Below are 13,628 nucleotides of genomic sequence, written 5' to 3' on the forward strand. Positions count from 1 at the left end.
GTCTTGTTGGATTGGTGAAAAGCATTTATAAGTCCCAAGGCATTCCGGTATGGCCTTTTTTTCGGATCTCGGCCCGACGCATCAACTCATCGTGGAAAGAACAGGTATTTTCTCCGTTTTTAGGCCGCCGTTGAAGGTATTGACCGTTTTCGTTCATTTCCCATGATAGGCGATTATCGGCGAGGGCAATCTTGAGAATTCGGATTAGACGATCCCGTATTTCCTCGTCCTCGACAGGCGTGGCCACTTCTACACGGTCTTCCAGATTGCGCCGCTGCCAGTCTGCACTGCTAATTGTCAGATTGGGTACGCCATTGTTATGAAAATAGTATATCCGGCTGTGTTCTAAAAATCGTCCGATGATACTTATTACCCTGATATTTTCGCTAAAGCCCTTTAGTCCGGGTCGCAAGCGGCAATGCCCACGCACAATCAGTTCAATTTTAACCCCGGCTTTTGATGCTTCGTATAGCTTATTGATCACCACAATATCATCCAAGGCATTCATTTTCGCCATGATAAGACCGTTTCCATGCTTTTTGTGGCTGAGCATTTCTGCTTCGATCCATTCGAGGAAACGGTTTCGTAGATCTTTAGGGGCAACAATAAGTTTTTTATAGTGCTGTTCGGGAGCAAACCCCGTTAAATAGTGGAAAAGGTTAATGGCATCTTTTCCAATCTCCCGATCGGCGGTCAATACCCCCACATCGGTATAGATTTTTGCAGTAGAAGGATTATAGTTGCCCGTTCCCAAATGACAATAGGTACGGAGGCCTTTTTCTTCCTGCCTCAAAACCAGAATCACTTTTGCATGGGTTTTAAGTCCCACCAAGCCATATGTCACATGAATCCCATGGCGCGACATCATGTTGGCCCATGCAATATTCCGCTCTTCATCCAAACTCGCCTTCACCTCGATCAGAACGGCCACCTCCTTTCCTTGTTCGGCGGCCAACATTAATGCTTTTACAATAGGCGACTGTTCCGAAGTACGGTATAATGTTTGTTTGATGGCCACCACCTGCGGATCTGCAGCGGCTATTTCTATAAACTTTTGGGTACTCATAGCAAAGGACTCATACGGATGATGCAGCATAAGATCCCTTTCCCGTATGATGCTGAAAATATCCCGACCTTCTTCAGGATCCAAGTCCAAAAGACGAATCGGCGTTATGGAATTCCATGCAGTAAACTGGTGACCGGATAAATTGAGCCCGGCAATCATAAAACAACGATTAAGCTCCATCATCCCCCGTACCTGATATACTTCCTCGTCGGTCAGGTCTAATTCCTCCTTCAACATCCCCAATACATGCGATGGCATGGTTTGATCTACTTCTAAGCGGACAATTTTGGCGAATCGTCTTTTGCGTACCTCCTCCGAAACCATTTCCAATAAGTCATCGGCCTCATCTTCGTTCAAGGACAAATCGGCACTGCGGGTTACCCGGAATGCGGATACAGAAACCACTTCCATTCCCCGAAAGGTTTCATCCAAATTATGGGCAATAACCTGTTCTACTGGTACATAGCGTTCGCGTTTACCCACTTTAACCCAAGGATGGCGCTGTGTAGGCACTTTTAAACGTGCAAAATGTTCGGTTCCTCGGATTGGATGACGGAGAACCACCGCCAACGAAAGGCTGAGGTTAGATAAAAAGGGAAAAGGGTGGCCTGGATCTACGCCTAATGGGGTTAGGATCGGAAACAAATTGGCCTCAAAAAACGCATGGGCTTCTTTTTTCTCGGCTGGCGTTAGGTCGGTATAACTACATATATCCACCCTTGCTTTTTTTCTTAGAGCAGGTTTTAAGGTTTTCTCCCATGTGTCATGCAAATACCGCATCATTTCTTGAATCACAGGACGAATCAAGGCCAACTGCTCCCCTGCTGTACGGCCATCCGGTGTCCGAATCCCAACATTTGCTGCCACCTGAGAATCCAGCCCCCCCACTCGTTTTCGGAAGAATTCGTCTATATTGCTATGCGCTATGGCAAGAAATCTAATTCTCTCCAATAACGGCCAACGTTCATCTTTTGCCTGCGCCAGCACCCGCCAGTTAAAATCTAGCCAGCTCAATTCACGGTTAAAGTACAAGGTTTCATGCCCGATCTTGGCATTTACAGGAACCTTCCTTGAACGAACTGCAACGGGTACACGAACCACATCACTAACCGCTTTGCGTGCATGCACGGGCTTTGGTAAAGAAACAGGCAGATGTACCACTGGGCGAACCGAGTCTATACCGGGGCTTATACGATCACTTGCGGCCTTATTTTCTTCCACAGGGGCGTTAAGGTTTTTGGATTGCGCCATAGGGGTTCATAGATTAAACGCGAAGCAAATAGTTTCCCTTTTACTATATGTTGGCCAAAATTTAAGGAGAACTCAAAATAGTCAACTTTCTGGGCGGTCATTGAGCGCAGTCGAGCCGAGTGAAGCGGCACACGAAGTAAATGCTCATTTTTACAACGTATTTGAGGACGAAAAATAAATTTCGGGCTTTATTCTAAAAAATGGCTAACATATAGTTTTAAGGACTCATTTGTAAAAACATACGTTGTTCAATGTGTTTTTTAAGCACATGTAAATCTCTGACTTGGGTTAGCAAGCCTTCGTCTTCATGGCCTTGCTCTTGAGTCAGACGCAGTTCCTGATTTAATTGTTCAATAACCTGCTCAATCCGATAGCTCTTTAAACGGGTCATGGCATCTCCGGCCACTTTATACGGCTCCTTAAAACCAGAGGCAGTTCCAAAATCGTCTGGAATGCCCCATTTTTTGGATACCGACGCGGTATTCATCAAGACTTCGGTGACCCATTCACGGATTTCCGCCCCAAAGTCGCCCCGAACCATTCGGCTCACCTCTACTTCTCCGGCCTCTAGTTGCGACAGCAACAGGTTCATCAATGAAACCGACACCCCCGGACTAAATTCTTGCAGGGTCATGTGTGCAAAGACAAAATAAATCATTTCCAGCCCTTCTGTCAGCATTAATCGCGCCAAAATAATTTCTGCGGCTTGCGGCTTATTGGAACCCAAACCGGTAAGTGTTTCTTCTTTTACACGAAACCTTTTGGTCACGACCGCCTCCCCTGTCCGCCCGGAAAGACCACCCGTACCTGCACCAATCGAACCTAAGACCCGCCTCAGGCTGTTTTCCGGAACCGAAAGTACTTTTGACGCCTCTTGAAGGTATAAATCCTGCTTAATCGGATCCGGAATGCACGAAATGGTTTCTACCACCTCGTGTACAACCTGGGTTTTTCCTTCTGGAGACGTCCAAAGTCCACTTCTTACAGCCAATGAATGCTTAAAAGCAATAAAATCCTGACGATGCTTTTGGATGTAGTTCAAAAAGGCCTCACCACCAAAATGACGGACAAAAGAATCGGGATCAGATCCTTTTTCCAATTCCACTACTTGCGGAGAAAGCCCGCCAGCGAATAACAGGTTTACCCCCCGCAGCATCGCATTGGCCCCAGCCGAGTCGGCATCATAAATCATGAGCACCTGTTTGGCATAACGTCCAAGCAATTTAACCTGCTGCGTCGTAAGCGCCGTTCCACTACTGGCCACTACATGTATAATTCCGGCTTGATAAAGCGAAATCACATCGGTGTAGCCTTCTACCAAAATCGCTTCTTGTTGCGACCGGATGGCATTTTTGGCTTGTTGTAAGCCATATAATACCTGACTTTTTTGGTAAACGGCCGTTTCGGGGGAGTTGATGTACTTGGGTTGGTCTTTGGCTTCGGTCAGGATACGCCCTCCAAACCCTATTACTTTACCCAAATGGGAGATAATTGGAAACATCGCCCTGCCGCGAAAGCGATCATAATACCCACCCCGCTGAGAAGGCAAAATAAACCCCGCTTCTTCAAGATGTTCTAATCGAATTTGGGCCGTTTCGGCAGCTTTTATGAGTCCATCCCAACCTTGCGGGGCATAGCCTAAACCAAATTTCTTAATGGTATCATTGGTAAATCCCCTTTTCCGAAAATAGGCCAATCCTGCCTTTTTCCCCTCCTCGGTTTTGATGAGTTGCTCCCAATAAAACTTGGCAGCAAAGCGGAGGGCGAAATACACGGGCTCTAAACGATTTTCCGGCAAGGAATCATCGGAGACTTCTTCTGGCAGATGGATATGTGCACGGGCTGCAAGATGTTTAATGCTCTCGTAAAATCCAAGGTGTTCATGATCCATCAGAAAATTAAACACGTCTCCTCCTTTCCCACAACCAAAACACTTATAAATCCCCATCGAAGGATTTACATTAAACGAAGGGGTTTTCTCTTGGTGAAAAGGACACAGCCCGATAAAATGAGACCCACGTTTTTTTAGGGCTACGAATTCTGAAATAACCTCTACGATGTCGGTTGCGGCCCGAACTTCTTCAATTTTGTCATCCGAGATTCGCATGGGTACCGTCCCGAATAGGGCCTTAATTATAGGGATTCTAAGGTTTTACAAGCGGCCCACATCCGCTGAATGTCTGCTTCGGTATGGGCCGCTGGTGTTTCGTCTTCTTTACAGGAAACCAATCCTTTTGAGGTCTTTACATTTCCCAAAAAATGGATTTCTTTACGGCTCTGAAACTGGCTTTCGTAGATCAACACTTCTGGCGATTCGGCCAAAATACGGGTAAGGCGATTCATCCGATTGGCTACAATGGCCGATTTCAGGAAGGGAAGGTCTATCGGCGTAGGGCCGAGGCGCAACTGAAACGCAGTTCCAGACCTAATGATTACCTCGTCACCAAGTGGATCTTTCACAACAACCGCATCATTTGGAACCCTGATACGGAATGCCTTCCCCCAAAGCGTCAGATTTTCCAATCGGTCATTGGCACAACCGACCAAAAAGAAGACCAACAAAAGCCCACCCTCAACCAGGGTTAGGAGCGAACGAAAGCGGATCATCGCTTACTGAACAATGGTATCCGGAACAATAAACGTATCTGGAAACTTGCGTCGCAGATAGGCCGCCGCTTGGTCGGCCTCTTGGCGTGTCAGGTAATTTCCAATCCGCACTTTATATAATCCTTGTTGCTGCGGCACATAAATGGGTAAGTCGCCTCGTCCCATCACAGCAGGTGCACCCGCCTTGTTTGCTGTCCACCACTGAACGACTTCGCGGCGCTTGGAATCTGCACCATCACGGGTTCCACTTGCATATATCTGAACCCGAAAGCCAGCACGGGTAGTACCCGTGGAATTGTTACCGATTGGAGGTTGCGGGTTGGGGGGCGTTGGATTGATAATCGGGGGCTGGGTATCCTTACGCAACAAGGTCTCCGGTACATCATGAACCAAGGTCACGGGCGAACTCGTGCTTGCCGTTCGTTCTGGATACGCTATTGAGTCAAAATTTTCATAGTCCGACATTTTTCCAGAATAACCCTTGTTGTCATTCTGTGTTGGGTCTTTGGGGCCTGTACAAGCCGAGATGCTCCAGACAAGTGCGAGCAGCAGGATGTATCGTTGTGGGTTTTTCATGAAAGTTATCAACGTTTTCATTTTTGGAGAAAGGGAAAATAGTGGAGAATGCAGGTCTATAACAAGAAGATCGTATCATTTTGCCGAAATCACCTTCAAGCGATTTTTAAAGATTTCGACCTCAACAACCAACGCTTCTAAAGACAACATTTCACCATCTGCATGAATAGGTAGCGGAATCTGGGAAGTAACCCGTGCGTTTTGGGTACGTGCCATGTGAACTTCGGGGAGGTGGATGTGTTCCCCTGTCAAGGTTTTTGGCAGGACACGGAGGATACGTGGAATGGAGGCCTGTTCAAATACACAAACTTCGAGCAAGCCATCATCCAGTAGGGCATGTGGTGTTAATTTAAAACCACCTCCCGTACAAAAACCATTCGCAAAGTCTGCCAGAATAAAGCGGCCTTCATAATAAAGGTGTTCATCCAACCAGATTTTGACGGAAGGGAAACGCCATTTCCCAAGGGTTCTTAAGACCGCTACCAGATAGGGAAGGGTTTTCCCCGGAATCATTTTGAGTCTAGATGCCAAATGTGCGGCTTGGGCTTCAAAACCGATACCCGCCTGATTGATAAAATCTACCACTTTTTTGCCGGCATTTTCCTGAATGGTCAGCCTCCCGAAATCTGCCATCACCCATACAGGTGTTTGGGTTAATGCCAAGATCGCAGGTTCCAGTTTTTTGGGTAATTTCAACATTTTAGCGTAATCGTTCCCAGTTCCAAGGGGCAATACCCCCAATGCAGCCTTACACCCGCCACGGATCAACCCACACCCCACTTCATGTACCGTCCCATCTCCGCCAATGGCAACGACCACATCGGCACTTTCGCTACAACGGTATGCAAGTTCTTCGGCATGTCCTGGACCCAAGGTTTCTATGAATGTATAAGACACCGCATGTTTTTCAAGTACCGATTCGATTCTTCGCCGTTGCTTGGCGGCATACCCATTTCCGGCTTTGGGATTCAGAATAAAGACATAATGCATGGGCAAACTTGAAATGAATGCGCGAAAAACCTAAATTGTATTTCTTTTTGGAAGATAGCGCATCCCTTCATGCTTCCCAAGGCTTTTTATCTCCTTTATTTACCTTGTTTTTCACTCATGTTCTCGGCTTGCGAATTTTTCTCGGCAAGTACCGAATCGTTAGCGGATTGGGTTCGTCTTGATCAATCGCCCATAGAAGAAGCAACTTCCGAAGTTTACCGAAGGGTCATTACTTTAGACCAAGGCATGACGGATTTGATGTATAGCGCCGGAGCGGGTGGCTATATTGTGGGCATCTCCGACTTGGAAAAACATGGTATGTTCCCCGACTCGGTAGCTAAAATCCTTATTTTTCCACCAGATATAGAACGCTTTCGACAATTAGAGCCTGATTGGGTAATCGGCACCCGCAATGAAACCTCGGAATTGGTTGCCGAAAAGTTGCGGAAATTAGGGTTTAATGTCCGTCTTTTTTCGTTCAAAAACTGGCACGATGTCACCAGAGCCATTCAGGAATTAGGTACTTATTTTGGGACCGACTACCGTGCCAAAAATGCAACGGATACCTTAACGGCCCAATGGCGTTCCATCCGGAGTCTCATCAATATTGGCCGTCCTAGCGTATTATTTCTTACAGGTGAGAAAGCCTTAGAAGGATTTGGCACCGATGCCCATCTGAATAAAATGATTGAAGACGCGGGTGGTTACAGCCTTACTTCTAAACTTGTTGGTGGCAAACAGCTCTTGAAGCCCGACTTTATTTCCCACGCCCCCGCAGATTTTATTATCCTCACCCCTGATGTTGCAAAATCCTTACAAGAACTCATCCAAAAACACCCCTACCTCGCCCAAACCCGCGCCTTTAAACGCAAGAAAATTTACCTCATCGCATCCGAATTAACCCTTCATCCCAGTCCGCGCTACATAGAAGGAGCCAAAGAACTTGCCCAGATTTTCTTTACCGATCTTTTCACTCCCTTGCAATAACTTTTGCCGTATTTACCGTATGACACCTTCAAACTGTGTTACCAGCCACCGAAATGCCGTTATCATTCTGACTCCACTATCACATTTATTTTGATTTGAAGATTCTTTACCCGACACGACAAACCGATTGATATGACTGCATTGGAAACCACCACCGCCACCACTAAACGCCCCGACCTATCGAACGGGAGACGCATTTCCATGCAAGACATCCAGCGCCCTATCGAGCAGGATCTGAAGGTTTTTGACCAATACTTTAAAGAGGCCATGCGGTCTTCCCATCGCTTGCTCAGCCTCGTAACCCGTTATGTTTTAAAACAAAAAGGCAAACGCATCCGGCCCACACTGGTCCTTTTGGCAGCACAAACAACCGGGGGTACAACCCCGACGACACACCGAACCGCAGCACTTGTGGAACTTCTCCATACGGCAACGCTGGTGCATGACGATGTGGTGGATGAAGCCGACCGACGACGTGGGCTTTTTTCTATCAATGCCCTCTGGAAAAATAAAATTGCAGTCCTTTTTGGGGATTTTCTCCTAAGCAAAGGCTTGTTGCTTTCATTAGACTTTAAAGATTACCGCCAATTACACCTGCTTTCCGATGCCATACGGCGCATGAGCGAGGGCGAACTCCTACAATTTGAAAAAACCCGCCACTTAGACATAGACGAACCTACGTATTTCCAAATTATTTCGGACAAGACCGCTTCCCTGATTGCCGCTTGTCTGGCCTGTGGTGCTGCAAGTACGACCGACAACGAGGACGAAATACAGAAAATGAAAACGATCGGCGAAAAGTTGGGGATGGCTTTCCAGATTCGAGATGACTTATTCGATTTTGGAACCGATGACGTGGGCAAGCCGCTGGGCATTGACCTTCAGGAGAAGAAAATCACCTTGCCCTTGATTTATGCCCTCAAAAATGGTTCTGCGTCTGAACGAAAAGCCATCTTAAAGTTAGTAAAACAGAAAAAAAAGACGCCTAATGATATTGCCATTGTTCATGCCTTTGTTGATAAATACCAAGGAATTCCCTATACCCATCAGGTGATGATGGCCTTCGCGGAAGAAGCCCAAACGCTGCTCTTGACTTTTCCAGAATCCCCCGCTCGCCAAGCCTTAATCGAATTGGTACATTATACCGTTTCACGAAAAAAATAACGACACCAGCACCACCCCACACAACTAAGCACCTCCTGTTTCTGCCTTAAACGTCCTAGCACATCTGTTAGGTTTTCTAGTATCGCACCTTCTGTACCTGGCGTACCAAAACATATTAGGTAAACACCACACCAGTACATTTACCACAAGACGGAGGCCCGCTACCTGCCTCCGTACATACATCCCCTATGGCCAATTGGGCCAAGATAATGAGTGTGCCCCGCTTTCGTTCCTTCCATTTTTTCCATAACCCTTCATCTGTGACTTGGTATATTCCATCCAAGCATAATGATCCCCTGAACGAACGATATACCATGGCTTTATTACACTTATTAGGAACAGGCGCCGGATATACCGATGCTTGGCGCACGACCACCATGCTTGCCTTTCAAGACGAACGCTCGATGGTTGCTGTGGACTGTGGCGGCGATTTAATGCAACGGCTCCAGGCCGCCAACTGCCCTTTGGAAAACCTGAATGCCTTGTTTATCACCCATGAACACCCGGATCATTGTGGCGGCTTTCCTTTATTCATGGAAAAGCGCTGGCTTGCTGGCGTAAACACCCCCCTTCATGTGTATGGCCCTGAGCAAGGGCTAGATCAGGCACGTAAGGCGTTTGAAGTATTTGGCCTGCCCCACTGGAAAGGAATGGCAGAAGTGGTATGGCATGATTTGCCCTTGGAAGAACAGTTCTTGGCATATGAAGATGACATCTGGCATATTGTCACCAGCCCTACTTTTCACCCAGTACCTACCGTAGGAATGCGGGTTGTCCATAAACCGAGTGGATTTGTGACCGCCTATTCCTGCGACACCTCTCCATGCGAAGCCGTACAAAAATTGGCAACCTCGGTGGATATTCTGGTACACGAAGCCAATCTCCTCGAAGGCTCCTTGCCCAATGTTCATTCCAGCATCTCTGAAGCCACCGATACTGCCCTTGCTGCAAATGTCAAGCGCTTGCTACTGATCCATGTCCCCAAAGGCATTTCAGAAGCCCATTTGGTAGAAGACCGTTTACGCTTTTCACCAATCGAGATAGGTAAGGAATTGGGCGTCTATCCTATCGGCTAAATTAAAAATAATGTCGCTATTGCATCCAATCGCCCTAAAGTTCGTCTGTGCGGTTGAATGTTTGTTATAACCCCACGTTAATGGAACCCACACCCTTTGTCCCGCAACCTTCGGATGAAGAAAAGCGGCGTCAACTTATTTACATGAAACGTATTGCCACCGGACTGTTAGGCGTGTCGGCAATCGTTTTTATAATAGCCCATCAACAAAGTGGCTTTTGGTGGGGATTGATTCGTGCGATTTCTGAAGCCTCGATGGTGGGAGGTCTCGCGGATTGGTTTGCGGTTACTGCGCTCTTCCGTCATCCGATGGGCATTCCCATTCCCCATACAGCCATCATTTCTAAGAATAAAGACCGGATTGGCGCTGCACTCGGAAACTTTGTTTATAAACATTTTCTGACACCGGAACTCATCAAAACCAAGCTCACAAACCTTAACCTTGGCGAGAAGATTGGAGAATGGTTGGCAAATCCCGAAAAAACGAGAACAGTACTGGAGGCCCTTACTACAGGTATTACCAACCTCCTCGACCGCTTGAACGACGATGACATCCGCACTTTTATCCGCCAAAACATCTCGGACGAACTGCTTAAGACCGATCTTGCCCCACGGTTAGGACGTATGATAGATGGCTTGATGGATTCCGACCGCTTCAGGGACCTTTTAGACTTTCTTTTATTGAATACGGCGCAAGGCTTAGACCGGAACAAAGAAAAAATTGAACAATGGATGGACGATAACCTGAATTGGGTACAGCGTACCTTCCTCAAACAAGTGATCCGGCGTACACCTGGCGAATTGCTGCACATATTAGATGATCCCGAACACCGCTTCCGAAAACTGGTTTATGCGGGCGTACAGGACATGGCCGATAACTTGCAAGAAAACCCCGAATGGCACTTAAAATTGACCGACATTAAACAGCAAATCCTGCAACGCGAGGAAGTACGTGCATACTTGGGCGATATCTGGACCACCCTAAAAACACGCATCCAAACGGATTTAACAGATGGCAATTCTCAGATCAAGTTTCGCCTACAGCAAGGTGCAGCCAGCCTGGGCGAGGCCATGTTGCGGGACGAAGCCGTCCGAAATGCCATCAACCGAAATGTAGAGCAAATCATCACCGAAATTGTCACCACACGTGGTTCTGAAGTGGCTGTTTTCATCAGCGATACCGTCCGGAAATGGGATGCCCAAACAATGGTTGACCGGGTAGAGATCAACATCGGGCGCGATTTACAATTCGTTCGGATTAATGGCACGATCGTGGGTGGCCTGGTTGGCGCGTTGCTTTACCTCATCACCCGATTATTTTAAGTGTAAGTATTCCCGATGTTTCATCGCTGAATGCTCCACTTAATGGTTCTTGTTGTACCACTGCTGAACACACGAATCAGGTAGAGTCCTGCGGGCAAGACATTGGGTTGTAAGGTAAAATTCAACACTTCCGAGTGATTCTCGGTTTGGGCAATGCGGTGTACTTCACGCCCTAACAAGTCATACACGCTCGCCTTCAACAAACCAGGCTGGAGGCCGGAAAGGCGTAATTGTGCCGTTTCGCGGGATGGATTGGGGTAAAGTGAAAGTGACAGGGGTTGTTGTAAGACCTCCAGTTCGTTGAGGACGCTGGTCCGTTCGAAGCGGGCTACTAGGCCAGACTCTCCCAAAAGCGTAACCGTTAGGGTATCCAAGGAAGACTGTACCATGCCAGACCAGCCGGTAAACGTGAATCCCGCGTCAGGAATGGCCTTCAAACGCAAAGGAACCTCCTTAAAAAAAAGTAGCCGATGGTCACCTTCTGGCATTTTAACCCCTTGAATCGTAACGGTTCCCCCTCCCGTTTCCGCAGTGGACGACTTAACGGATAGGTTTAGCCCTGTACTGCCCGAAAGACCAAATTTGGCCTGATAAAATGCCCGAATGGCATCTGGCCGCCGCCGCCCAAAATCCCGCATCACCTCGATGGCATCATCCCAAGTTTTATAAAAAGAAAGGCTACGTTCCCAACGGGCTTTGTGCCGTGCAATTTCCGGTAAGAGCAGGGTTTGGATGCTATCAATGGTGTGCAGAACGTGATCTGGTGCAAACGTGGTATTCAGATGCGCCGCCATTCGTTGAATAAAGTCTTCTTTAAATTTCTTGTTTTCCAACAACTTACGGAGGATAAAGGTGGACCACGGCGGATTATACTCTGCTGCACTTGCTGGATCGGTCGCCCAGGCTAAGGTATTGCTATTTACCATGCCATTGCTGTTCCCGCCAAATCCGAAATCGAGGTCATAAATAAACCAGCGCCATTTCCCAGTGACGGTTGCAGGTCTCCAATAAGAAAGATTGTGCCCTGGCCAGTCTCCATTGGCCACAAAAATCTCTGAAGTGGTATAATCCAGATAATTTTCTAAATCAATTTGTTTACCCACATACGCCAAAGAAGTAGCTAGGCTCAAATCGTTTTTTGCAAGCCAATCGGTTAACGCCTTAAAATGAGCCGCACTTCCATTTTTTACCACCCCATTGCCTTCAATCACATCTAACTGATCTGGGTCAACCCCATGATGGGCTTCTAAATAGGCTTCATTTTGTTTTTCACGTAGGTTATGTATTCCCCAGAATTCTCCGTTTAGAAAGACCAATGCTGGACGATAAGCCATGATGTCCAGTTGTGTATTTTTACCAATAAGGGTATGCATTAATTCATCGCGAAACATGGTTCGCCACCAATCTTGTCCCCCACTTCTAAGCAAAAGATTATTATAGTCTTTGAAGGGAAGTTGCGGAAAGATAGGATACTTCATTCGTGAAGGCCCATACATACTGCGGGCATATAACGCCAAGCCTTTTTGTGGATAAATGCGGGAGCATCCACCATATATTTGTATCCCCATGTTTTGTGCAAATCCAATGCGGCCATCCGGCTCAAAGAAAGAGACATGCACAGGACGCTCCCAGTCTTGATTCCAGTTTACGGGTTTAGAAGAGCAATTTCCGGTTTTTCCATTGGTTCCTTCTACATAAATGCCAATGTGATTGTCAAAAAAATTCTTCGGATCGGTAGCAATAGACACAATGGGAAGGGTATATTTTCCCCCAATGAGATAGAAATGGGTAACAGGGTCGCTTTCCTGATAATCCGGATGGAAGACCGCAGCACGCAAAACCGTGGTGCTTTCAACGGTCAGGGCCGACGTGTAGAGGGAAGAAAGGGCATTGGGAGGCGTACCATCGGTGGTATAGCGAATGAGTGAATTTGGTAGAGATGTTTGTAGTTGAACAAGTTGAGGATTCCCGTAGATGCCGCCTTGGCGAAGAACAACGGGTTGGGGCGCTTTTCCAAGAATGCCTTTTTCCGGATTTTTGGTTGCGGGACTTGGAGGACTCAGGAACGACCATGACCCCGAACCATCTGGCGAACGGCCCCACGCAATATCCGGTGATTGAACAGGAAACGATACCGAATCAGCCAATACCCCTTGTGTCGTATAAAGCCCTAAATATTCACCTTCCGCAGATAGCTTAAAGTTGGTATGTAGTCCGGTATTTCGGTCATCTGCCCAGAGGAGCATATATCCATTGGAGGGAATAAAGGTATTGGACGGAATGATCCACTTTTTAGCCATTTCTCGGTCATCGGTCAAAGAATACCCCCCAATATTTACTGGAAATGAATGGAGATTGCGCAATTCCACCCAATCCGCTTTAGCCCCGAAATCAGGATCTGAAAGTCCTTGAACATTCGCAGCCATCAATTCGTTAATTACCACTTGTGCGTGACTGCGGGGGATCCATCCTAAAAAAATCAGCCCCCAACACAGTCCTCCGACGATCCGAGCAAATGTTTTTTTGCGGTATATTGAAATTGGGGAAACGTTTTGATGTACCATATTTTTAAGTCTCATTTTTTACCAC

Annotated in this window: 10 protein-coding genes; 4 read left to right on the forward strand and 6 right to left on the reverse strand. The window is 47.1% G+C overall.

Annotation, left to right across the window (positions count from 1 at the left end):
- Positions 1-25 precede the first annotated feature (25 nt).
- The 5 genes from ppk1 to JNN12_10870 all read right to left on the reverse strand — a co-directional run bounded on the left by ppk1 (position 26) and on the right by JNN12_10870 (position 6,490).
- Positions 26-2,317: a polyphosphate kinase 1 gene (gene ppk1 / locus JNN12_10850; GenBank protein ID MBL7978828.1), complete on the reverse strand. Its 2,292-nt coding sequence runs from the start codon at positions 2,315-2,317 to the stop codon at positions 26-28.
- A gap of 217 nt (positions 2,318-2,534) precedes the next feature.
- On the reverse strand, positions 2,535-4,424 hold the full coding sequence (locus JNN12_10855; protein ID MBL7978829.1) for a DNA primase: 1,890 nt from the start codon (positions 4,422-4,424) through the stop codon (positions 2,535-2,537).
- Between the two features lie 26 nt (positions 4,425-4,450).
- Positions 4,451-4,924: a hypothetical protein gene (locus JNN12_10860; GenBank protein MBL7978830.1), complete on the reverse strand. Its 474-nt coding sequence runs from the start codon at positions 4,922-4,924 to the stop codon at positions 4,451-4,453.
- A gap of 3 nt (positions 4,925-4,927) precedes the next feature.
- Entirely contained in the window at positions 4,928-5,500 is a 573-nt protein-coding gene (locus tag JNN12_10865; protein MBL7978831.1) for an SPOR domain-containing protein, read from the reverse strand.
- Positions 5,501-5,575: 75 nt separating this feature from the next.
- Positions 5,576-6,490, reverse strand: coding sequence for a diacylglycerol kinase family lipid kinase (locus JNN12_10870; GenBank protein MBL7978832.1), 915 nt, complete (start codon positions 6,488-6,490; stop codon positions 5,576-5,578).
- 69 nt (positions 6,491-6,559) lie between these two features.
- Here JNN12_10870 and JNN12_10875 point away from each other — a divergent pair, with 69 nt between their 5' ends.
- From JNN12_10875 to JNN12_10890, 4 genes are all read left to right on the forward strand, one after another.
- Entirely contained in the window at positions 6,560-7,477 is a 918-nt protein-coding gene (locus tag JNN12_10875; protein MBL7978833.1) for an ABC transporter substrate-binding protein, read from the forward strand.
- A gap of 132 nt (positions 7,478-7,609) precedes the next feature.
- Positions 7,610-8,641 (forward strand): polyprenyl synthetase family protein, encoded by a 1,032-nt coding sequence (locus JNN12_10880; protein ID MBL7978834.1) that lies wholly within the window; start codon positions 7,610-7,612, stop codon positions 8,639-8,641.
- Between the two features lie 314 nt (positions 8,642-8,955).
- Positions 8,956-9,717, forward strand: a complete 762-nt coding sequence (locus JNN12_10885) for an MBL fold metallo-hydrolase (protein MBL7978835.1) — start codon at positions 8,956-8,958, stop codon at positions 9,715-9,717.
- 80 nt (positions 9,718-9,797) lie between these two features.
- Positions 9,798-11,039 (forward strand): DUF445 family protein, encoded by a 1,242-nt coding sequence (locus JNN12_10890; GenBank protein MBL7978836.1) that lies wholly within the window; start codon positions 9,798-9,800, stop codon positions 11,037-11,039.
- A gap of 20 nt (positions 11,040-11,059) precedes the next feature.
- Here the strand turns inward: JNN12_10890 and JNN12_10895 are convergent, their stop codons facing one another.
- Positions 11,060-13,618 (reverse strand): CotH kinase family protein, encoded by a 2,559-nt coding sequence (locus tag JNN12_10895; GenBank protein ID MBL7978837.1) that lies wholly within the window; start codon positions 13,616-13,618, stop codon positions 11,060-11,062.
- Between the last annotated feature and the right edge of the window lie 10 nt (positions 13,619-13,628).

This window comes from Bacteroidetes Order II. bacterium (assembly GCA_016788705.1).
Taxonomy (GTDB): Bacteria; Bacteroidota; Rhodothermia; order Rhodothermales; family UBA2364; genus UBA2364.

What these genes read in the sequence shown, in the direction of transcription:
- JNN12_10870 (MBL7978832.1), bottom strand. Translation starts at nt 6,490, where the DNA reads ATGCATTATGTCTTTATTCTGAATCCCAAAGCCGGAAATGGGTATGCC.
- JNN12_10875 (MBL7978833.1), top strand. Translation starts at nt 6,560, where the DNA reads ATGCTTCCCAAGGCTTTTTATCTCCTTTATTTACCTTGTTTTTCACTC.
- JNN12_10885 (MBL7978835.1), top strand. Translation starts at nt 8,956, where the DNA reads ATGGCTTTATTACACTTATTAGGAACAGGCGCCGGATATACCGATGCT.
- JNN12_10855 (MBL7978829.1), bottom strand. Translation starts at nt 4,424, where the DNA reads ATGCGAATCTCGGATGACAAAATTGAAGAAGTTCGGGCCGCAACCGAC.
- ppk1 (MBL7978828.1), bottom strand. Translation starts at nt 2,317, where the DNA reads ATGGCGCAATCCAAAAACCTTAACGCCCCTGTGGAAGAAAATAAGGCC.
- JNN12_10890 (MBL7978836.1), top strand. Translation starts at nt 9,798, where the DNA reads ATGGAACCCACACCCTTTGTCCCGCAACCTTCGGATGAAGAAAAGCGG.
- JNN12_10860 (MBL7978830.1), bottom strand. Translation starts at nt 4,924, where the DNA reads ATGATCCGCTTTCGTTCGCTCCTAACCCTGGTTGAGGGTGGGCTTTTG.
- JNN12_10895 (MBL7978837.1), bottom strand. Translation starts at nt 13,618, where the DNA reads ATGAGACTTAAAAATATGGTACATCAAAACGTTTCCCCAATTTCAATA.
- JNN12_10865 (MBL7978831.1), bottom strand. Translation starts at nt 5,500, where the DNA reads ATGAAAAACCCACAACGATACATCCTGCTGCTCGCACTTGTCTGGAGC.
- JNN12_10880 (MBL7978834.1), top strand. Translation starts at nt 7,610, where the DNA reads ATGACTGCATTGGAAACCACCACCGCCACCACTAAACGCCCCGACCTA.